Source organism: Sunxiuqinia sp. sy24 (assembly GCF_052677165.1).
Genome location: NZ_JBQYLH010000018.1, coordinates 39,351 through 61,549 on the forward strand (window position 1 = coordinate 39,351; position 22,199 = coordinate 61,549).

The 22,199-nt window shown below is 42.8% G+C and carries 13 protein-coding genes and 1 tRNA gene; 12 read left to right on the top strand and 2 right to left on the bottom strand.

What is annotated here, in order from left to right; all coding sequences use genetic code 11:
- Positions 1-58: 58 nt before the first annotated feature.
- The 9 genes from ACUNWA_RS15215 to ACUNWA_RS15255 all read left to right on the top strand — a co-directional run bounded on the left by ACUNWA_RS15215 (position 59) and on the right by ACUNWA_RS15255 (position 17,713).
- A complete protein-coding gene (locus ACUNWA_RS15215) occupies positions 59-919 on the top strand; it encodes an endonuclease/exonuclease/phosphatase family protein (protein ID WP_445592781.1) in 861 nt (286 codons plus the stop codon).
- A 247-nt stretch (positions 920-1,166) separates the two neighbouring features.
- On the top strand, positions 1,167-2,846 hold the full coding sequence (locus ACUNWA_RS15220) for a right-handed parallel beta-helix repeat-containing protein (RefSeq protein ID WP_445592782.1): 1,680 nt from the start codon (positions 1,167-1,169) through the stop codon (positions 2,844-2,846).
- A 37-nt stretch (positions 2,847-2,883) separates the two neighbouring features.
- A complete protein-coding gene (locus ACUNWA_RS15225; RefSeq protein WP_445592783.1) occupies positions 2,884-4,854 on the top strand; it encodes a glycoside hydrolase family 97 catalytic domain-containing protein in 1,971 nt (656 codons plus the stop codon).
- Between the two features lie 11 nt (positions 4,855-4,865).
- Positions 4,866-6,275 (top strand): endo-alpha-N-acetylgalactosaminidase family protein, encoded by a 1,410-nt coding sequence (locus ACUNWA_RS15230; protein ID WP_445592784.1) that lies wholly within the window; start codon positions 4,866-4,868, stop codon positions 6,273-6,275.
- Positions 6,276-6,333: 58 nt separating this feature from the next.
- Positions 6,334-8,001: a glycoside hydrolase family protein gene (locus ACUNWA_RS15235; protein WP_445592785.1), complete on the top strand. Its 1,668-nt coding sequence runs from the start codon at positions 6,334-6,336 to the stop codon at positions 7,999-8,001.
- Positions 7,998-9,821, top strand: a complete 1,824-nt coding sequence (locus ACUNWA_RS15240; protein ID WP_445592786.1) for a right-handed parallel beta-helix repeat-containing protein — start codon at positions 7,998-8,000, stop codon at positions 9,819-9,821. Before ACUNWA_RS15235 ends, ACUNWA_RS15240 begins: the two co-directional genes overlap by 4 nt.
- Positions 9,822-9,879: 58 nt before the next feature.
- Entirely contained in the window at positions 9,880-12,402 is a 2,523-nt protein-coding gene (locus tag ACUNWA_RS15245; RefSeq protein ID WP_445592787.1) for an alpha-N-acetylglucosaminidase, read from the top strand.
- Between the two features lie 71 nt (positions 12,403-12,473).
- Entirely contained in the window at positions 12,474-14,756 is a 2,283-nt protein-coding gene (locus ACUNWA_RS15250) for a glycosyl hydrolase family 95 catalytic domain-containing protein (RefSeq protein WP_445592788.1), read from the top strand.
- Positions 14,753-17,713 carry a glycoside hydrolase domain-containing protein gene (locus ACUNWA_RS15255; protein ID WP_445592789.1) on the top strand — a complete coding sequence of 987 codons (2,961 nt, stop codon included), beginning with the start codon at positions 14,753-14,755 and terminating at the stop codon, positions 17,711-17,713. The genes ACUNWA_RS15250 and ACUNWA_RS15255 overlap by 4 nt, the downstream gene beginning before the upstream one ends.
- Positions 17,714-17,839: 126 nt before the next feature.
- On the opposite strand, the gene ACUNWA_RS15260 is transcribed toward ACUNWA_RS15255, so the two are convergent.
- Positions 17,840-17,911, bottom strand: a tRNA-Arg gene (locus ACUNWA_RS15260).
- 149 nt (positions 17,912-18,060) lie between these two features.
- Here ACUNWA_RS15260 and ACUNWA_RS15265 point away from each other — a divergent pair.
- From ACUNWA_RS15265 to ACUNWA_RS15275, 3 genes are all read left to right on the top strand, one after another.
- Positions 18,061-18,864, top strand: a complete 804-nt coding sequence (locus ACUNWA_RS15265) for an HD domain-containing protein (RefSeq protein WP_445592790.1) — start codon at positions 18,061-18,063, stop codon at positions 18,862-18,864.
- A gap of 62 nt (positions 18,865-18,926) precedes the next feature.
- Complete coding sequence (locus ACUNWA_RS15270) at positions 18,927-19,136, top strand: (2Fe-2S)-binding protein (RefSeq protein ID WP_445592791.1); 210 nt, start codon at positions 18,927-18,929, stop codon at positions 19,134-19,136.
- A gap of 246 nt (positions 19,137-19,382) precedes the next feature.
- Positions 19,383-21,023, top strand: coding sequence for a dipeptidyl-peptidase 3 family protein (locus tag ACUNWA_RS15275; RefSeq protein ID WP_445592792.1), 1,641 nt, complete (start codon positions 19,383-19,385; stop codon positions 21,021-21,023).
- Positions 21,024-21,286: 263 nt separating this feature from the next.
- Here ACUNWA_RS15275 and ACUNWA_RS15280 read toward each other — a convergent pair whose 3' ends face one another.
- Complete coding sequence (locus ACUNWA_RS15280; protein WP_445592793.1) at positions 21,287-22,012, bottom strand: redoxin domain-containing protein; 726 nt, start codon at positions 22,010-22,012, stop codon at positions 21,287-21,289.
- Positions 22,013-22,199: the final 187 nt, after the last annotated feature.

Consider the following 22,199-nt stretch of genomic DNA (forward strand, 5'->3'; position numbering starts at 1 on the left):
GCTCTGCTAATCTTTCTGAAAAAATTAAACCAAAGAACGAATAACTAAAAAACGACGTATGAAACTTTCCTACTTGATATTGCTGGTGCTGTTCACATTTTGTAAGTTCATTGCCCCCGCCCAAACCAATTTAAAGTTAATGACTTTTAATGTCAGGTATGATGAATCAATTTTCAACAAAGGAACACCCAAAAAGAATGACTGGGCAAACCGAAAAGATTTTCAAGTGGGCTTGATTAATTTTCATTTACCGGATGTGGTTGGGATGCAGGAGCCGCATCGTCATCAGATCGACTATTTTGATCAACAACTCCCCACATATAAATGGATTGGTGTGGCTCGCGAAGATGGAAAAGACGAGGGAGAGTTCAATCCCATTTTTTATCGGGCTGATAAGTTTCGCGTCCTTTCATCGGGTACTCTCTGGTTGTCAAAAACGCCTGAAAAAGTAAGCCTTTCGTGGGATGCCGGCTATACACGTATTTGTACCTGGGCACTTTTCGAGAATGTGAATTCAACAGGTCAGTTCTATGTCTTTAATACCCATTTTGACAGTGTGGGTAAAGAAGCGCGTTTTAAAAGTGCTCGCCTTTTGAATGATACTCTAAAAATCATGACTGCGAATAAGCCCGTCTTTGTTATGGGTGATTTCAACTTAGCACCCGATAGTCCGGCTTATGACGAACTGACAAGCAATGGCCTTTTTGATAGTAAAATGGTGAGTGAAAAAGAGCCCTATGGCCCGGAAGGAACGTTTAATGGCTTTCGTTTTGGTACAATACCACAACATAGGATCGATTACATTTTTGTAAACAAACAGGTAAACGTAAAACATTACGGAGTCCTCACCGATTCAAAAGAAAAGATTTATGCTTCCGATCATTTTCCCGTGGTTATTCACGCAAATATTATCTATTAATGAGTGCTAAACCGCTTGGGATTTTCATCTCATAGTGGTTTAGTGCGAGAAGTATGTTGATAAAACCGGGCTCGACGATGCTGAGATAACGAAGGTTGAACTGCACCTTGAATACCGTTTCGAATTGAAACTACGGGATTAGTGAAGCCAGTTTGTACCATTAATTAGGAGCTTTATCCCAAATTGGGGTAAAAACAGGCTTCGGAACTGACTTAAAGCTATTTTTAATACTTGAAAAAATAAAACCATGGGAAATATCCTGAAACTAATGATTTCAACTAGTCTTGCTTTTCTGATAGCAATCGTTCAGTTGCAAGCTCAAAATGTTGATGTAACTGATTATGGTGCTATCCCCAATGATGGCAAAAATGATCGGGAGGCTATTCAGCGAGCGATTGACGATTGTCGGAAAAACGGGGCGGAAACTTTAGTGATGCCTGCCGGTAAATATGATATTGTGGATGATGAAGCCATCAAACTAATGAACGATATTATGGCTGGTAAGCTCGGGGTAAATCCGCAGAATGTAGTATATACGCCCTATTTTCCTTATTCGCGAGGGATTGATTTCAGCGGAGTGAAAGATCTTCATGTGATGGCACGAGGTGCCACTCTGTGGTGCAGTGGCTGGATGGAGCCTGTGTCGCTTGAAAACTGTGAAAATGTTATCATTGAAGGGTTGACCATCGACTATAAAACGATTCCTCACAGCGAAGGAAAAGTGGTGAATGTTGAAAAAGAGTTTATGGATGCGGAGCTTACCGATACACAGTGGTTGGCCGATAACATGACTATTACACGCATCATGTTTTGGGACTTGCAGAAAAATAGATTGCTTGGAAACTCGGTTTATCATCCGTTCAATACCAAAAAACTGGACAATAAAACGGTTCGCATATATACTAAAACAAAACCCGAGATGTTGGGTGCGGTAGCATTGATGAACCACACCATGCACTTTCGTCCGGCCATTTTGATTCATGAAGCAAAGAATACCTTACTCCGTCAGGTGACCATCCATTCGCAACCTGGGATGGGAATTGTCGGCCATCGCGCTCATAATGTACTTATGGAAGGGCTTCGTATTGTTCCGGCTCCGGGTAAGTACCAGTCAACCAACACTGATGCCACACACTTTACTTCCTGTACAGGCCTGATCCGTTTCAATGGTTGCATGTTTGAAGGACAGGGCGACGATGCTACCAATGTGCATGGCTACTATCACAAAATAACCAAGGACTTGGGGAATAACACTTATGAAATAAAACTGGAAGACCGCTGGAGTACGCATGCCTGTGTACTCGATTTTCCAGATGTAGGTAATACGATTGAATTTGTAAAGAAAAAGACTTTGGAAGTGGTTGATTCGATGATGGTGTTGGCAGTAGATACGTTTCCGAAAGAATGGCGCAGTGTGCTTAAACTAAGTGGCGAATTCCCCGGAAATTACAATGATTACTACTTTATTGATGTCACGCGTTTGCCAAGGCTTGAATTTGTCAATTCCTATGCTGGTAGCCATTTAGCTCGTGCCGTTTTAGTAAAAACCCGTGATGTCCTGATCGAAAATTGCACATTTAGGGAGGGGACAGGTACTGCTATCCATATTGGAGCAGAGGGAGACTGGCGCGAAGGCCCCGGATCAGCCGATGTCGTAATCCGCAATAATCGAATCCTGCGTTGTGGCCGGGGCGATGGTACCAATGATGGCGCATGTGGAATTGCAGTCAACGTGAAGGCACCGGACAATACTGTTCCGGGTATTCATAGAAACATTGTTATTGAGCAAAATATAATTGAAGGAGAAGCTGCATTTACAGGTATTTCTATTCAAGGGGCTGAAAATGTCAGATTGCTAAACAACTGGGTAACGGGCTGCTCAAAAGCAGTGGATGTGAAGCACTCAACAAAAGTATATACAGAATAATTTCCTTGTGTTATAGTCATTTCGAAAAAAAAAGATTATGAAGAAAAATAGAGTTATTGCCATTTTATTCATGTGTCTGATGAATGTGTTTTACGCACATGCACAGGATGCTCTGACCAGCCCTGATGGACGGCTTCTTTTTGAGTTGGTATCGCTTAACAAATATGAAGCAGGCAAGAATTATTCGACCTATGGCGAAGGGAAATATCTTTTTTACCGGATAAAAATGAATAATGAGCTGGTGGTTGATTGTTCGCCATTGGGGCTCACGCTTGATTATACCGACTTGTTTAATTTGCTCCAATTTGTTTCGAACAGTGAAATAGATAATACGAATCAAACCTACAGTATTTTACATGGGAAAAGCCAGTCAGTTAAAAGCCAGCACAACCAGTGTGATTATAATCTTGTAAATGCAGAAGGGAAACAGCTGGTTTTAAGGGTTCGGGTGTACAATGAAGGAGTTGCTTTTTGTTATATTTTGCCAGACAATTACAAGCAGGAACGTACGGTTTTAATTGAAAATACGGGTTATCAGATTGATCCGGATGGTAAGGCCTGGTTGTCGCCTTATAGCCAGCCAACCAAGTGGAAGCCTTCGTACGAAATGTATTACTCCAATGCCAGCCGGGTTGGCGAGCCATCATCTGAAAATCCGGGCTGGGCTTTGCCTGCTTTGTTTCAGGTTAATGAGGGCAAACATTGGGTGATGTTGCATGAGGCAGCCTTGACGGGTAATTACCCAGGGACACATCTTGGAAACAATTGCCAGCAAGGGCTTTATAACATTGCATTTCCGCATCCTGGCGAAGCTTTGGGCCTCTATTCCTCTTTGCCTAAACACTCCGGGATTTGGCAAATGCCATGGCGTGTGGTTATGGTTGCCGAAGATCTTTCATCGATTGTAGCGTCGAATATGGTTTACGATCTAAACGAATCTTCTAAAATTGAAGGGGATTTGGCATGGATCAAACCCGGACGGGCTAGTTGGGAATGGTGGACAACGCAAACCCACGATCGGGATTTTGAACTTCAGAAGAAATTTATTGACCTGACAGTCGAAATGGGGTGGGAATACTACCTGGTTGATGCCAACTGGAACGATATGAAAGGCGGAACTATTCATCAGTTGCTGGATTATGCCCGTAATAGAGGTGTCGGGATATTTTTGTGGTATAAGTCCGGAGGGTCTCATAATCATGTTGCCGAACAACCTCGCGGGCGCTTATGGGACTCCAGAGTTCGTAAAGAGGAGTTTGCCCGTCTGAAGGAGTGGGGAGTGAAAGGGATTAAGGTTGATTTCTTTAATACCGACAAGCAAAAAATCATCAACCAGTATCTTGATATTCTAATGGATGCCGCAGCTTATCAACTGATGGTCAATTTTCACGGCTGCACTGTGCCGAGAGGATGGAGCAAAACCTATCCGAATTTAATGAGCATGGAAGCGGTGAAAGGGGAAGAAACTTATGGCTTTGATCCTGTGGTTCCCGAAAAGGCACCGGAGTACAATGCAATCGTTGCGTTTACCCGGGCAGCAATTGGACCTGCAGATTATACGCCAGTCGCTTTTTCCGAACACAATTATCCGCATTTAACAACCAAGGCACACGAGTTGGCTTTAACATTGATTTTCCAATCAGGTCTGGTTCATTTTGCCGATGCCCCCGAAGTTTATCGTAACCAATCCGATGAGGTGAGGCATTTTCTTAAGGAACTGCCGGCACAGTTTGATGAGGTGAGATTGCTGGGAGGTTTCCCGGGAGAATATGCTGCCATTGCACGTCGAAAAGGTGATAGTTGGTATGTAGGTATTATCTCAGGGAAAGATCATAGACTAAGTCTTAAGCTCGATCTTGCTCTATTGGGCGTGAAAAAAGGAAAAATTTTGGAGATAAGTGATTCTGACGGAGAGTTGAAGACCAATGAAAAACCAATAAAAAATTCTACTTATTCCAAGGAGATTGCTCCCTATGGGGGAGTTGTATTAGTTATTCAACCAAACTAAAAAGATAAGATATGTACCGATTATTATTGGGATTGTTGTTTGTTGCCGGCTTATTTGCCGGAAGTAATTGTTATGGAGTTACTTCGAAAAGTGGTGATGAAAAAGGGAAAGTGTTTGCTGATTTTAACCACGATTATTCACAAACGCTGGTTATGAAACTATTCCTGTCGAAACCTGATAGCGAAGGAAAGCCAATGGTAGCCAATACTTTTGAAGATGCTATGGAAATCATTAAAATCACGGATGAGCTAACCTTGGGAGTACCTAAAATCATTTATCTCGTTGGTTGGCAGTATAACGGGCATGACGATAAATACCCGGCCTTTTTTGGGGTGAATGAAGCGCTGAAACGTGAGCAGGACGCAACGGCCCGTGAAAGCCTGATCTGGCTGATGGAAGAAGCCCGCAAATACCATACAGTGGTGAGCCTTCACATCAATATGACCGATGCTTATGATGATAGTCCTTTATGGCCGGAGTATGTGGAAAATGACCTGATTTCGAAAACACCCAATGGCAACCTGATGGTGATTGGCAATTATAACAACCGGAAAGCCTACCAAATTAACTACAAGAACGAGTGGGAGAGAGGCTATGCAAAAATGCGTATTGATCGCTTGTTGGATATACTGCCACCATTGCGCGACGGGAAAACCATTCATATTGATGCCTGGATTGTGCGCGATAGCAAGGGGCATTACGAATCGGCAGTAACTGAAGCCAAATATCAGCAGAAGGTACTTGCCTATTGGAATCAACAAGGTATTGACGCTACCAGTGAATGGGTGATGGATTACATGATTGGTAAAATTCCTTTTGCCTGGCATTTCAATCACTTTTCGCAAGAGGATTACCTGCAATATCCGGCCAGCGTCTATACCGGAAGCGGCTTGAATCGTGATTTAGAGTACTCCGATTTTGGTCTTGGCTTCTTGTTTGGGAAAAGTATGTATGGTGAAAATATTTTCCCGCAACAGCAGAAGAACCCGAATGATGATGAGTGGAAGCAAAAGTTTGTGGATGAGTTTTACTTAAACTGTTTACAGTATTTTTTCTTGAATAGACATGTGCGTATCAAGGTTGAGGGTGAAGGAGACGATCGGGTTGCCTATTTTTCGGATAATGTGCGCGTATCATTGGCTGATAGCACGGTACATGAGGGACCCCGTCTTTTAAGGGAAAAAGATTTTGTTGCTTTCCCGGTGTCATGGAAGACCGAAAAATGTTTGGCGGTTTATAGTAAAAAAACTGTTGAAAGATCATTGCAGGTTCCTGAATGTTGGGGAGAGGTAAAAAGAGTAGCAATTAGAGAAATAACTGCTTCAGAAGACGAAAGTCAGAAAGTGATCCAGGTAACAAATGGAAGGTTTAGTTGGTTTGTTGAGGCGGGAATTCCATACCTGATTAGTCCCGAGATTTAAACGGAAGGGCTTTTGAAATAATCCTTTTTAAACTAAAATACATAAATAAACTTAAGACATGAATATGAATCTTTTGGGTAGGTACTTATCTTATCGGCTTTTATTAGTCGCTTTTAGCTTTTTAGCTCAATTACAGGCTATTGCTCAGGATATTGAGCGGCAGCGTCCGGAAGAATGGAATAATTTGATTATTGGTGGCCGGTTTATGGATCGTTTTCAACCAATACCTCCAATTGGCAAACTAACTTCTGACACATGGGGAGCAGATGCCGTAAGACCCCGATATACAGATAATGGCATTGAAGATCCGGAGTGGTCGTACTGGGGTGGCAACATCCGGAAAGGCGATGACGGTAATTATCACCTGATGGTTTGCCGCTGGCCCGAGAGTGCTGAAAAAGGGCATATGGAATGGCCAAGATCAGAAGTGGTACATGCTGTCTCGGACAATCCGCAGGGGCCTTTTAAGGTACAGGGCGAAACCATTGGCAAAGGACACAATCCCGAATTTTTCAGGTTGAAAGATGGGCGATACGTGATTTATGTGATTAGTGCACATTATATCGCCGATGAGTTGGACGGGCCATGGACGAAAAAAGCGTTTACTTTCGATCCGCGCGATCGAAAAATTAATGATGGTTTATCGAATGTGAGTTTCGCTCAACGCGAAGATGGTTCGTTTTTAGCCGTTTGCAGGGGTGGTGGAATCTGGATTAGCGAAACCGGAATATCTCCCTACTATCAGGTAAGCAACAAGTCAGTTTACCCACCATATGACGGACGTTATGAAGATCCGGTTATTTGGCGTACCAACATTCAATATCATATGATTGTAAATGATTGGTATGGCAGGATTGCTTATTATCTGCGCTCGAAAGATGGTGTTGACTGGAAAGTTGAGCCGGGTGAGGCTTATATGCCGGGGATAGCTAACTACGAAGATGGAATCTTGGTTGATTGGTATAAGTTTGAACGGATTAAAATGTTGCAAGATGATTATGGACGTGCTTATCAGGCTAATTTTGCGGTCATCGATTCTTCAAAATGGGCTGATATGGGTAATGACCACCACAGCTCTAAAAATATATGCCTCCCACTTACCAAAGGCTCTTTATTAACCATCTTGGATAAAAATGAGATAACAGCGGGGACAAAGAAAATCCGGGTAAAGATTGAAGCTGAAACTGGCTTTAACCCCCATACGGATATTGACCTTGAATCCATTCGTTTCGGAGCTTCCGAAGAAGTTAACTTTGGACGTGGAAGTCAGCTTGTAAATACAAAAAAGGATGGAAAAGACCTTATTCTCATCTTCTCTGGAAAAGGGAATGGGTTGGCAGATGAAAATTTCGTGGCAAAGTTACTCGGAAAGACCAAACAAGGGAAACTGTTATTTGGCTATGCCCGGTTACCTTGGCTTGTTTATGAAGAACCAATTTTATCAGCCCGAAAGCCAATGGTTGTGGAGAAGGACGGTAAAACGACAGTTCGTTTTGAAGTTTCTAACTTTGGACAAGTGGCTTCACAGGCAACAACCGTCGTTGTTGAAGTTCTGCAGGACGACGAAACAATGACACTGGAAGCTAGTGTCCCCCTACTGGCTCCTTACGCGAAAACAATGGTTGAACTAACAACTCTCGGAATATTAAAAGAAGAATCAATACTAACAATTAAAACTGAACAGCAAGCAATGCCATTGTTTGCTCAACAAAAACAAGCTAAATGAGAAATATTGCAATTGCACTAACGCTGGTATTCTTGCTGGTGTATTCGAATATAGGGGCTAAGGAGGTTCATCTTAGTGATTTTGGCGTAAACCCCTGGTCGTATGAAAACGCATCACCGGCTATTGTAAAAGCGCTGGAGTCGGTAAAAGGCGAAAAAGAAGTAGTGCTGAAATTCCCGGGTGGTCGGGTTGACTTATGGCCTGAAGGTGCGATTAAAAAAGAATATTACATTTCAAACACCACAGAAAATGATACCTTGTCGAAAGTGAAAAATCTCGCTATTTGTCTGGATGGTTTTTCAAATATCACCATCGATGGAAATAATACGCTGGTAGTTTTGCATGGAAAAATGGTTTCGTTCGCTGTGTTGAACAGCCAAAATGTAACGATCAAGGATATTCGTTTCGATTATGAGCGCCCAACAATGTCGGAATTAAAGATTCTTGAAATTTCGGCTAATCAGACAAAATTGGAGGCTCATCCGGATACCAAATTCGAAATACACAATGGGCAGCTTTTGTTTTATGGCGAAGGGTGGGGAGCCAAGCCTTTGCATACTGTCGTTGTAGAACCTGATGAGGACAAGGTTTATCGGAGCTCATGGACCCCTTTGGGGAGGCTGGAGCCCACGAAGGAATCATCGAGCACAATCGTGTTTAACGGAGATGTCTCTGAGTCCGGTTTTCAGGAAGGTGATGTGCTTTCTATTCGTGATCCTTATCGCGACAATTGTGGCGCTTTTATCAACCTAAGCAAAAATATTGTGTTGGAGAACGTGAAGTTGCATTACATTCATGGAATGGGCATTATCTCTCAGTTCTCTGAAAATATAACATTCAAAAAAGTTGCTGTTGCTCCTCGCAAGGAATCGGGAAGAACCATTGCCGCTTTTGCTGATTGTTTTCACTTCTCGGGCTGTAAAGGATTAATTGAGGTGGACAGTTGCCGTACGTCAGGTTCGCACGATGATCCGATGAATGTGCACGGCACCCATTTAAAAATCACTAAAGTTGAAGGAGGCAACCAGCTTACGCTTCGCTTTATGCATCACCAAACGTATGGGTTCAAAGCTTTCTTTGCCGGTGATTCGGTGGCTTTTGTAAGTCCCGAAAATCTTTTGGTTTACGACTTCGGGAAAGTCAAGACGGCCAAAATAATTTCCAAGCGCGAAATCGTATTGGAAATGGAAGAAGCCCTTCCTGAAAATCTAAAAGAAGGTGATTGCTTGGAAAATGTGAGTTGGACACCTGAAGTGATTGTGCGCAACAGCCATTTTGAGCGAACGAGCACAAGGGGATTGCTGGTTACTACCCGACGAAAGGTTTTAATAGAAAACAATACCTTTTACCGCACTGGGATGCATGCAATTCTGATTGCCAACGACTGTAATTATTGGTACGAGTCGGGGCCTGTTCGCGATATTACTATCCGTGGCAACCGCTTTATACAATGTGGCTTCACCCAGGGCGAAAATGGTTATGTCATTTCCATTCAACCCGAAACGCATAATTTCCCAGAGGGCAGATATATCCATTCTAATATTCGTATAGAGGATAATGTTTTTGAATGTATAGCCAGTCCTGTTTTGTTTGCCCGATCGGTAGATAATCTGTGGTTTAACAATAACGAGGTGAACTATGCCCCATTTTCGGAAGCGGATGAAATCCCTGTTGCTCGTTTCAAGCTCGAGCATTGTACTGAAGTAAAGATGGAGAACAACCGTTTTGACGGTTTTCAAAGTAAGATTCTTGAATCGATGAGCATGAAGAAATCGGATCTAAAAACGGTTCCCAGAAAATTATTTGAACATCGAAATTAGTCGTGTTAGTGATGGAGATTAATTTTCTTTACGTCTAACGAAGTTAAAAAAAATAGAAATGAAATATAGTTTAGTTTTTATCTGGATTCTTTTTTTATCAATTGGAGTTCATGCCAATCAAAAAGGATCTGTAAATAAGAATAAAGAGAAGACAATTATTCATTCGGGCAGAGAGGTGCTAAGTCGTGTTTTAGGAGAAAAGGCAGCTTCAATTCAGTTGGGGGTTCATCCAGCTGAAGATGGAACTGACACTTACGAGTATGAATGTAAAAATGGAAAATTACAAGTCAGAGGATCAAGTGTGTCTGCACTTACACGCGGGGTTTACGATTATCTGAAAACGAATCATTTGGGGATGCTCGACTGGGCAGGACCTCAATTTAATCTGCCTAAAACATGGCCCGATGCTCCCAAAACCAAAGTCACTACTCCTTTTAAAATCCGACATGCCTATAATGTCGTCACATCGGGTTACACCACTCCTTACTGGGATTGGCAACGCTGGGAGCAGGAACTCGACTGGCAGGCCATGCACGGTTTTAATATGTTAATGGCCCCAGTTGCTACTGAAGCAATTGCAGAACGAGTTTGGAAAAAATTAGGTCTTAGCCAGAAGGAAATTGACGAATTTTATACCGGTCCGGCACATTTGCCTTGGTCGCGTATGGGAAGTATCTGTCAGGTGGGTGGCCCGCTACCCTCAGAATGGCATAAAGATCAAATTGCACTTCAGCATAGGCTATTAAAACGAATGAAAGAGTTAGGCATTGAACCTGTAGTACAGTCATTCTGCGGATTTGTACCTAAAGCTTTAAAGAGAATATACCCCAATACGGTATTTCATAATACATTGTGGAATGCCGGTTTCCCAGAGTCGCAAAGGCCAGAGCTTATCATGCCTGACGATGAATTGTTTGCCACAATTACTAAAATGTACATGGAGGAATGGCAAAAAGAATTTGGACCGGCAGATTACTTTTTGGTTGACAGTTTTAATGAGTTGGAACTACCAGAAACAGGCAACCCGGTTACTGAAATGTTGGCAGATTATGGCGAAAAAACTTTTAATGCAATAAAAGAGGGGGCACCCGATGCAACTTGGGTAATTCAAGGATGGATGTTTGCCTACCAGCGTCATATCTGGAATCCCGAGACAGTAAAAGCCCTTTTTAGCAGAATTCCTGACGATCGTGTCCTGATTCTGGATTATGCGAATGATTACAACAATAACTGGGAGCCCATGAATGCATTTAATGGCAAACAGTGGGTATACGGATTTGTTCCAAATATGGGAGGAAAAACAGCCTATACTGGTGATTTACACTTGTACGCTTCAGGTGCCGCGCGCGCGTTGCATTCGCCCAATAAAAAGAACCTGGTGGGGTTCACCATTTCAGGAGAAGGCCTGGAAAATAACAATGTTGTTTATGAACTTCTAGCAGATGTTGCCTGGTCGAACGATTCAATCGACTTGGATAACTGGCTTGATAAATACAGTATGAACAGATATGGTGGATGTCCTCCTAATATGAATGAGTCATGGAAATTGCTGCGCGAAAGTTGCTATAGCAATTTGGTTCCTCATCCCCAATTTGGATGGCAGTTAGGACGATGTCGTATGGGAAGTGTTAATAATGATTCTAAATTTCATGAAGCGACTTTGAAGTTTCTTTCGTGTTCCGAAGAGCTGGGCAGTTCTGCCAATTATCAGGCCGATGCCATTGAACGAGCAGCATTGAGCCTGGGACTAAAAGCCGATGAGTTGTTTGTTGTCGCATCGGATGCTTATCAGCAGGGGGATATTCAGACAGGCGATCGTGCCGGCGCGAGAGGCTTGGAGCTTCTTAATGAACTTGACCGATTAATGGAATCACATCCTTTAAACCGTTTGGAGCGGTGGTTGGAATTTACGACGAAACATGGTGGTGACGAAGCACTAAAAAGATTTTATGAGGTGAATGCACGTTGGATTATTACGGTATGGGGGCCTCCGGTGAATGATTATGCCTGCAGGGTATGGAGTGGATTGGTGCGTGATTTCTACCGCGAAAGAATGCGTCATGTGCTGGAGTCTTTAAAAAACGGTGAAAAGTTTAATCCTGTACCATGGGAGGTGCAATGGGCAGAGGGAAGCGGTATCAGTAAGATTGAACCTTATGCTGACCCGGTGACTGAAGCCGTCAAATTGGTGAAGCAAGCATTGAATGAGCCACTTCCTGAAGTGAAGAAAGCAACGGGTGAATCTATCGGAGAATGGTCGCCAGCTAATGTTAGTGATGAATGGCAGGTGGTGGAATGGCCATTGACAGTAGGCCAATTGAAATCGATGAAAGGTGTAAAGTTTGTTTATTCCCGGGGTAACCATCGTCTTGACATCCGGGAAGTATCAGTCATTGCCGATGGGAAAGTTGTTGCAACAGATCGGCACGAAGGCTTTGCCGGAAACCCAAATAATAAAAACCAATATGTATTCAAGATTTCTTCAGAAGTGAGTGGTAACAATGGATGTAGCATCAGGGCAGTGGTGAAATGTGATGAAGGAACCAATTCTTATGGATGGGTAGAGCTTTTAGGCATGTGATATTTTACTGACCTTTAATTCTCAAGAAAATGAACGAGCTAGTTTAAGTCAAATTTTTAAACCTAAATAAAATGAAATCTATTCTGATTGTATTTATTGCAGCATTCCTTTTTTCGTGTTCGCCGAAAAAGGGAATTAACAAAAATGGAAAGCACAATTTGGTGTTTAATCAACTTGCTTCCACTTGGGACGAAGCCATGCCACTTGGCAATGGGATGGTCGGAAACTTGGTCTGGCAAAAGGAAGAGAAACTACGTTTTTCGCTTGATCGAGTCGATTTGTGGGATCTGCGCCCGATGGGGAATATCGACTTTAATAAATGGAAGTTTAAGGACGTTTATCAGCATTGGAAAGACGATACTTATGAGGAAGTGCAGCAGGCGTTTGATACTCCATATAATCAATCTCCTGCTCCTTCAAAAATACCGGCAGGTGCTATTGAATTCAATGTCGATTCGCTTGGCCAGGTAAAGTCGGTTGAATTGGATGTTGCCTCTGCAACATGCGTGGTGTTGTGGGAAAGCGGTGCAAGATTGACCACTTTTGTGCATGCCGAAAAACCCATTGGCTGGTATAAATTTGAGAATCTTCCCACTTCAGTCGAGATCGAAATGATTGCTCCGGCATACAATCGTCCAGGCGATGGCAAGCAGGTTGATCAGTCGATGAGCGACCTTGACCAGCTGGGGTATCCGCAGGGAGAAATTAAAAAAGAAGGCAACTCTTTCACCTACGATCAAAAGGGGTGGGGAGACTTTTCGTATCAGATTCATACGAGTTGGAAGCAGCAAGGAAAGAACCTGACGGGCTGCTGGTCGGTTTCGTCAGCCAATACAGGATGGGAACCAGCGCCTTCAGCTACTGAAAATATAGCTAAAGCTTTAGCTATTAGTTATGATCAAGACTTTACTGAGCACATCGCTTGGTGGCAGAATTACTGGTCGCGCTCGGCTATTTCGATTCCAGATTCAGTGCTCGAAAAACAGTATTATCTTGAAATGTATAAGTTTGGATCAGTTGCCCGTGCCGATGCGCCACCCATTTCGTTGCAGGCAGTTTGGACTGCTGATAATGGTAAATTACCACCCTGGAAAGGTGATTTCCACCACGATTTGAATACCCAATTAAGTTATTGGCCTTCATACGCCGGGAATCAACTTCAGCTGGAAGAAGGTTTTCTAAATTGGTTGTGGAAATACCGCCCGGCATTCAAGAAGTACACGAAAGATTATTTTGAAACAGAAGGGATGAATGTTCCCGGAGTGACCACTTTGGAAGGTGAGCCGATGGGGGGCTGGATTCAGTATTCGATGGGGCAAACCGTTGCTGCCTGGTTGGGGCATCATTTTTATATGCACTGGAAATTTTCGATGGATAGAGATTTTCTGGAAAACCGCGCCTACCCATGGTTAAAAGATGTGGCAATCTTCCTTGATGAAGTCTCGGTAAAAGGCGAAAATGACAAACGTAAATTAATAATGAGCTCAAGCCCTGAGATTTACAATAACTCGGGAGATGCCTGGTTTGCAAAAACAACTAATTTTGATTTAGCGTTAATTCGCTGGACTTACGAAAAAGCTGCCGAACTGGCAACTGAATTGGGATTAAAAGAAGAAGCTGAGAAATGGTCGCAAATATTAGCAGAATGGACTGAATTGTCAATCGACCCTGAAACAGGGTTGATGTTTGCACCCGGTTTCCCTTACGATGAATCGCACCGCCATTTTTCACATTTATTGGCTTACCACCCACTTGGGTTGTTAGATGTATCAAAAGGCGAAGCAGATAAAAGTGTTATTGATAACACTTTGAGAAACCTTGAAAAACAAGGCTCGGGAGGTTGGACAGGTTATTCGTTTAGCTGGCAAGGGAATTTGTATGCCAGAGCTTTTGAGGGGGAAAAAGCCGCTGAAGCATTGCGCATTTTTGCTGAATGCTTTTGCTTGAAAAACTCTTTTCATGTTAATGGTGACCAATGCAAGGCAGGGCATTCAAACATGACTTATCGACCATTTACGTTGGAAGGCAACTTTGCTTTTGCTTCTGGAATTCAGGAGATGTTAATACAAAGTCATACAGGTGTTGTAAGGCTTTTTCCAGCTATTCCCGAAGATTGGAATGATGTAAGCTTTGAGCAACTTCGTACTTATGGCGCTTTTGTTATTTCGGCTAACAAAGCAAACGGTTTGGTTCAGGATGTGAAAATTGTTTCTGAAAAGGGGGGGCTTCTCAGGATGCAGAATCCATTCGCAGGCAAGTTCGAAATGAATAAAAACTATCAATTTGAGGGCGATAATATCGTCATAGAAATGCAAGAAGGAGAAGTCATTAATTTAAAATCAATCAACTTATGAAACTAAGAATACCGATCTGTACTATCTGGACAACTACGCTGATTTTGTTATTCACAGCATGTCAGTCTGAAACAAACTCTTTGTATTCAGTCCCCGATACACCCTGGGAAGAATCACTTGGTAATCATCGTGCCGTGCTTCAGGTTGAAGAACCAGCAGAAGCCGCATTGATTGATATTGATTGGCGTCGACACGATCGAGATCCGGCTGAAAAGCGATTCATTATCATCCACGAAAGTGGAGACACCATTCAGAATATTCATCGAATTGTGGTGGATAATGAGCGCTGTAAATTGGCTTTCGGTCCTCTGCAAAAGCCCGGGAAATACTTTTTCTATTACTTGCCCTATTTGGTTCAGGAGAACTATGGTTTCTACAATAAAGGTTATTTAAAGCCGGAAACGAAGTCTGCAGCTGATTGGGAGAATAAACTTGATGTTGCCAAACTCTTGAAGACAAAATTGATTGGCTTTCAGTCGCGAACAGCATTTGACAGCTTTTACCCCATGGAAGTAATTGCTCTCAAGTCAGAAAAGGATTCTCTCTTGAGTAGGTATCATCAGGACTTCCTGATTTTCCCGGAGGATCGCTCATTCCCGATTCGCATGCTCGATGAGATTCCCCTAAGATGGATTGAAAGTGGTCCTTCAACGTTTTTTAGGGGTGAAGCGTTTAAAAATGAATACTATGCCTTTCAGCTAGGTGTTTTTGCTGCCCGAAAGGATTTACAGGATCTAAAAATCGAGTTTTCAGGCTTGCAAAACGACGATTATAAAATTGCACCCGATAAGCTGACTTGCTTCAATACCGGGGGAATTGGCCCTTATGGCGATCCGTTTGTAAAGCGGGTGGACCTGGCTCAGGGAAAAGTACAGCCATTGTGGATTGGAGTGGATCTTTCGAAGGATATTCCAGCCGGGACTTATACCGGAACAGCAACCGTGTGGGCTGAAAACACGGAAAAACAAACCGTACAGCTTTCATTGAAAATTGGCAGTGAAGTGCTTGCTGACCGTGGCGATAGTGAGGCCTGGAGGCACTCGCGCCTACGCTGGTTAAACTCCACATTGGGCATTGATGATGAACCAACCAACGGTTACAAGGCAATCTCATTTATCGGAGAAAGTACCTATGGTTTTACCGGAAAAACAATGACTATTGCTGATAACGGGTTTCCTGGTTCTTTTAAAGTAAAAGAAACTGAAATTTTGAATCGTCCCATTTCGTTTGTGGTTGAAACCCAAAAGGGGAAGGAACAGTTCTCAGAAGCTCAAAATGTGGAGTTGCTTAAAAACTCGCCGGGCAAAATGGTTGGTGCCTGGGAAAGTATTTCAGAAAATATAAAAATTTCGGGCGTTGGAACGATTGAGTCGGACGGATTTATCAATTACAAATTAAAAGTAAAAGCCCTAAATCAGTTAAAAACAAAGGATATTCGGTTGGAAATTCCTTTTAAAAAGGAGGTCGCCGAATATATGATGGGAATGGATTTGCCCGGTGGAGTTGTGCCTAAAAAGCATTCGGCGAAGTGGAATGGGCCGCACGACAGTTTTTGGATTGGCAATACCCACGCCGGACTGTGGTGCGAATTGCGGGGGAGCAGTTATAGCGGACCTATGTTAAATCTTTACAGACCTGAGTATCCCGAAAGTTGGCATAACAATAATCAGGGTGGATTTCGTATCGAAAGCACTTCGTCGGAGGTAAAAGCAGTGGTCTATAGTGGTAGTCGTTCGCTCGGAAAAGGGGAGGAGCTGACTTTTGAATGGAGCTTATTGCTGACACCAGTCAAAGACATTGACTACAAAAGTCAGTTCACCGATCGCTATTACCACAATGGAGGTCAACCCATGCCATCGGATGAAGATCTTGAAAGCGGCGTGAAGATTGTGAACCTGCATCATGCCAACAATTACAATCCACACATCAATTACCCTTTTGTAGCGGTCGATTCCATGAAATGGTTTGTAGACCAAATGCATGAAAAAGGGCAAAAAGTAAAAATTTACTACACCATACGTGAGTTTACGAATTATACCACTGAGCTTTGGGCACTACGTAGCTTGGGTGACGAAATTTTGGGCGATGGTCGAGGAGGCGGTTACCCGTGGTTGCGCGAACACTTGGTTACTGGTTATCGTCCGCAGTGGTACCAGTGGTTTCCTGATAAAAGTGCTGATGCATCTGTTGTGAACGCACCTGGAGACTCACGTTGGTACAACTACTATATTGAAGGATTGGCCTGGATGGTGCGCCATGTCGATATCGATGGACTGTATCTTGATGATGTGTCGTACGACCGCCGCACGGTAAAGCGTATCCGGAAGGTGCTTGATCGCGAGAAGCCAGGCTGCTTGCTTGATTTGCATTCCAATACCGGGTTCAGCAAAGGGCCGGCAACACAATACACCGAATATTTTCCGTATCTGGACAAACTGTGGTTTGGCGAAAGCTTTAGGTATAGTCAGATGTCGCCTGCCAATTGGCTGGTCGAAGTTTCTGGTATCCCATTTGGCTTGATGGGTGACATGCTCCACGGAGGAGGTAATCGCTGGTTGGGTATGGTGTATGGCATGACGGTTCGGCACCCTTGGGTAACCGAAGGGGTAACTTGCGACCCTCGTCCTATTTGGAAGATATGGGATGAGTTTGGCATTGATCAGGCCAAGATGGTTGGTTTTTGGGAAAATGAACCAGTGGTAACAACCAACAACCCCAAGGTGAAAGCAACGGCTTATGTTCGCGATGGAAAAGCGTTGATTGCGCTAGGAAATTGGTCCGATAAAACGGAAAACGTTCGCCTGTCTATCGATTGGGAAAAAAGTGGTCTTTCCTCAGCTGATGTGAAATTAGTTGCTCCGGAAATTCAGGATTTTCAGCCAGAAACAGAATTCTCGCTTTCAGGAGTGATCCCTGTTGAAAGTAAGAAAGGTTGGATTTTAATGATTGAAAACTAAAAATACAGAATAGCTATTGAGAATGGTGGGAGGCTTGCAGTGGCTTCCCTCTATTCGTTTTTTTTTTGGAAAAAAATAAGCCCTTGATCAAGAGATGATCAAGGGCTTTACTTGTTTGTATTTGTGTGACCCCACCGAGATTCGAACTCAGATCGCAAGAACCGGAATCTTGTATTCTATCCATTGAACTATGGGGCCAAAAGCGATTGCAAAAGTAGTAAAACAATCCTTTTTTGAAATCTTTTTCAGTAAAAATTTGCAAATAACTTTATGTTTGGGAGTTTTGTTGATAAACAAGCGGGCATTTTGCTTCCTTGAATGGTCAAAAGAACTATTTTTGCAGCACCATGGAAGAATTATCATTTTTGAAACAAAACAGTATTGCTGCCAGTGATTTTTTTGAAAAATACACGGCTGGATTTTTAAGGCATGAGGATCAGGAAGTTGCTGATCTGCTGACGTTGAAGAGGGAGCACTCCTTGCGGGTCGCTAAGCTGAGTGGGTTAGTGGCTACCAATCTGATGCTTGAGGAAGAGGATATTTTGTTGGCTGAAGTGATTGGCCTTTTGCATGACTTGGGGCGTTTTGAACAGTTTGAAAAGCACCAGTCTTTTAATGATCAACAGGCTGGAGATCATGCAGAACTAGGTGTCGCTCTGTTGAAAGAGCAAGCGTTCTTTACTGCTTTTTCAGAAGAGCGCCAGAACCTGATTGCCCAGGCTATTTTAAACCACAACAAGGAAAGCATTTCGCTAAAAGAGGATAAGCTGGTGGTGACTTACAGCCAGATTTTGCGCGATGCCGATAAGTTAGATATCTGGGAAACCTGCGTCAACAACCTGAAACGCGATGGAAACTTTAAATACCCTTCGATTAGTTTAAACCTTCCAGCTACCGGATTGGTTAATGATAAGATTATTCGAAGCATTCAAAATCAGAAACAGGCAAAGCGCAAAGACATGCAGTCGGTTAATGACTTTAAACTGATGCTTATGTCGATGATTTTTGATTTGAACTTCAGGGTGAGTTTCCAGTTGTTGAGCGAAAAACAATCGATTAAACAGCTGTATGAGTCCATGTCTAAAAAAGATGTGGTCATTGATGCTTATCGGGAGCTTCGGCTTTTTATTGAAAATAAATTCGTGGTGTGATCGGGTAAAACCAATTGAAAGCACCATTTGAAGATTGTATTAATAGTAAACAAAGTGAGATAATGGGAGATCGATTGGTTTGTATTTGTAACATGGTTTCAGAAAAGGAAATTACAGCCGCCTTGAAAAAGGGAGCTACTTCAATTGAAGATATACAGTATGCCACCCGGGCTGGAACGAGTTGTGGTAAATGTTTAATGACCATTGATCAGGTGGTACAGGAATATGAAATGAATGCGGTTATTGATCCGCAACGGAAGATAAAGTTTTAAATAAATTGGAGTTTACATTGAATGCATGGTTTAGGCCATGCATTTTTGTTAAGACTAGACCCATTTCAGGGGACAGCCTTGGTAGTGGTAAATTTTGTAGATTTACATTCGAATACTCGCGTCAAAGCTTAAGCTGTCTGAAATTCATGCTATTGAAATGATGTGGCTGCTTAATATCTTGAATGTGAGGCTTTCAGGTAGAAAATGAATTCGTGTTGATAAAATAACGGCTGAAAATAAAGAACAATGAAAAAACTGATTTTAGTACTGGTAATAGGCGCAGGAGTCGGACTGACATCCTGCACAAACAAACCTAAGGAAGAGGAAACAATAAAAAGCGAACTAGCGGCGAAGGCTGACGCTTTTGTTTCATTTAAATTGACAACCGATTTGTCGGTATTGACTGAAAAGGAAAAACAAATGCTTCCTCACTTGTTTCGTGCCGCCAAAATCATGAATGAGATTTTTTGGGTTGAAGCTTTTGGAGACAAAGAAACCGTGTTATCTAAAGCTTCCGATCCGGCAGTCGAAAAGTTTATCAAGGTCAACTATGGGCCGTGGGAACGCTTGAATAATAATGAGCCTTTCCTGGATGGTTTTGGGTCAAAGCCGGCTGGATCAAACTTGTATCCGGAAGATATGACCAAGGAGGAATTTGAATCCTGGGATGAACCAACCAAAACGAGCTTATATACGCTGATTCGGAGAGATGCAGAAGGCCAGTTGCAGGCGATTCCTTATCACGAAGCTTTTCGTGAGCAAATAGAGCAAGCGGTTGAATCCATTCGCTTGGCAGCTGAACTAGCTGAAGATCCGGGATTGAAGAAATACCTGGAGTTGCGCGCTGAGGCCTTGTTGACCGATGATTATTATGAAAGTGACGTGGCCTGGATGGATATGAAGACCAACACAATCGACTTTGTTGTGGGGCCCATTGAGAATTATGAAGACCAACTGTTTGGCTATAAAGCAGCACATGAATCGTTTATTTTAGTGAAAGATAAAGAGTGGAGTCAGCGATTGGAGAAGTACGCGGCCTTGCTGCCTGATCTGCAAAAAGCATTGCCTTGCAAGCCAGCTTACAAAAATGAAATGCCCGGATCGGACTCTGATATGAATGCCTACGATGTGGTGTATTATGCTGGCGATTGTAATGCGGGAAGCAAAACCATTGCCATCAACCTACCTAATGATGAGCAGGTACGCGCTGATAAAGGAAGCCGGAAGTTGCAGCTTAAAAATGCGATGCAAGCCAAGTTCGATAAGATTCTACTTCCAATTACCGATTTGCTGATTACCGAAGATCAACGTGGACACGTTAAGTTTGACGCTTTCTTTGAAAATACCATGTTTCATGAGGTAGCTCATGGCTTGGGAATGGGCACTACCGTCGATGGCAAACAAACAGTTCGCGAAGCACTGAAAGAAACCTATACTTCCATAGAAGAAAATAAAGCCGATATCTTGGGGCTTTGGGTTGTTTATCAGCTCAATGAACAGGGCGAGTTTACCGATAAAGATTTGATGGATAACTTTGTCACCTTTATGGCCGGAATCTTTCGGTCAGTTCGGTTTGGAGCTGCCAGCGCTCATGGTAAAGCCAATATGATTCGTTTCTACTATTTTCAGGAGCAAGGAGCTTTCGAGCGCGATGCTGCAAGCGGAACCTATCGGGTAAACTTTGAAAAAATGAAACAAGCCATGCTCGATTTGTCTGATCAGGTTTTAACTGTTCAGGGAGATGGCGATTATGCCAAAGCAAAGGCGATGATTGAAGAGAAAGGCTTTGTTCGCGAAGGATTGCAGGCTGATTTGGATCGGATCGGAGATGCTGGAATTCCCGTAGATATTGTTTTTGAACAAGGACCCGAGGTGCTTGGATTATAAATCATTCCAAGTCCATTAGGATAGAAATCCGTTTAGCTGTTTACATCAGTTAAACGGATTTTTTTTGTCTGTAAGCTCTGATCTTATTCAAGTTCGAAATAAATTAAGGAAAAGGGTAAAAACGATTCAATCCGGAATTTGACTTTGCTTGGTTGTGTCAAAGAAGGAAAAGAAGAAAGGGGCCAAAACCCCTTCCTGCTGCTGTTAAACTAATTGCCTCCGTTTATTAAAGAGCCATCGCATATGCTCTTTAACCACGAGAACTACTTACTCCCTTTCTTAAACCACATACGGTCGCCAACATTATAGTATTGGTTTTTCAAATCGGGATTTTCTGCCAGGTCGCTTTTTGTGTATGGGTAATGAGGAACCATCATGTCATCGCCGGCAGTCCAGTTGGCTGGAGTGAGCAACTTGGTTTCATCAGCCGTTTGAAGAGCAATGACTGTTCTCTCAATTTCAGGCATACTTCGTCCAACTTCTATCGGATAGAAATTGATGGATCGGACAATGTTTTGAGGGTCGATGATGTAAACTCCACGAATATCGCGGCTTGTGCTTGTTGGTGCGTGCAGCATGCCATAGCTAATGGAAGCTTTTTTTGAAGGATCTTCTAGAATGGGAAAGTGAATTTCTTGCTTCCCTCTTCCTTTATAATCTAATTCTTCCAGATGGGCTTTCCACATGTTGTGTTGCGAAATATTATCAGTAGATATAATGGCGAATTTAACATCCAGTAGTTCCAGCTCATCTTGCAGGTAAGCTAGCTCCAGAAGTTCCGAAGAACAAACAGGCGTGAAATCTTTGGGGTGGCTAAAGAGTATCTTCCAACTTTTCCCAAAATCATCTGGAAAAGTCATCTCGCCATTGGTTGACTGCGCTGTAAAAGAGGGGGCCTTAGAGCCGATTAGAGGAATTTGATCGGATTGAGAATAAGCTGTGCTAATAAGAAATAGAGAGAGTACGAGGAGTATTGTCTTAGTTTTCATAATTGTCGTATAGTTAATGTTTTAACCAAAAAGGGAATGAGTATCTGCGTAATGTAAAATGATAGAGTATTCAATTGAATAACAGAATCAGCCTGCTTGCTGCTCTATATTCATGGATCGTGTTCGGAGTAGGAATTATCGTCCTACTGGAGGTTGTTAACAACGGCACAAATAAACGGGAATCACA

What these genes read in the sequence shown, in the direction of transcription:
- ACUNWA_RS15235 (WP_445592785.1), top strand. Translation starts at nt 6,334, where the DNA reads ATGAATATGAATCTTTTGGGTAGGTACTTATCTTATCGGCTTTTATTA.
- ACUNWA_RS15255 (WP_445592789.1), top strand. Translation starts at nt 14,753, where the DNA reads ATGAAACTAAGAATACCGATCTGTACTATCTGGACAACTACGCTGATT.
- ACUNWA_RS15225 (WP_445592783.1), top strand. Translation starts at nt 2,884, where the DNA reads ATGAAGAAAAATAGAGTTATTGCCATTTTATTCATGTGTCTGATGAAT.
- ACUNWA_RS15250 (WP_445592788.1), top strand. Translation starts at nt 12,474, where the DNA reads ATGAAATCTATTCTGATTGTATTTATTGCAGCATTCCTTTTTTCGTGT.
- ACUNWA_RS15215 (WP_445592781.1), top strand. Translation starts at nt 59, where the DNA reads ATGAAACTTTCCTACTTGATATTGCTGGTGCTGTTCACATTTTGTAAG.
- ACUNWA_RS15270 (WP_445592791.1), top strand. Translation starts at nt 18,927, where the DNA reads ATGGGAGATCGATTGGTTTGTATTTGTAACATGGTTTCAGAAAAGGAA.
- ACUNWA_RS15265 (WP_445592790.1), top strand. Translation starts at nt 18,061, where the DNA reads ATGGAAGAATTATCATTTTTGAAACAAAACAGTATTGCTGCCAGTGAT.
- ACUNWA_RS15230 (WP_445592784.1), top strand. Translation starts at nt 4,866, where the DNA reads ATGTACCGATTATTATTGGGATTGTTGTTTGTTGCCGGCTTATTTGCC.
- ACUNWA_RS15280 (WP_445592793.1), bottom strand. Translation starts at nt 22,012, where the DNA reads ATGAAAACTAAGACAATACTCCTCGTACTCTCTCTATTTCTTATTAGC.
- ACUNWA_RS15245 (WP_445592787.1), top strand. Translation starts at nt 9,880, where the DNA reads ATGAAATATAGTTTAGTTTTTATCTGGATTCTTTTTTTATCAATTGGA.
- ACUNWA_RS15275 (WP_445592792.1), top strand. Translation starts at nt 19,383, where the DNA reads ATGAAAAAACTGATTTTAGTACTGGTAATAGGCGCAGGAGTCGGACTG.
- ACUNWA_RS15240 (WP_445592786.1), top strand. Translation starts at nt 7,998, where the DNA reads ATGAGAAATATTGCAATTGCACTAACGCTGGTATTCTTGCTGGTGTAT.
- ACUNWA_RS15220 (WP_445592782.1), top strand. Translation starts at nt 1,167, where the DNA reads ATGGGAAATATCCTGAAACTAATGATTTCAACTAGTCTTGCTTTTCTG.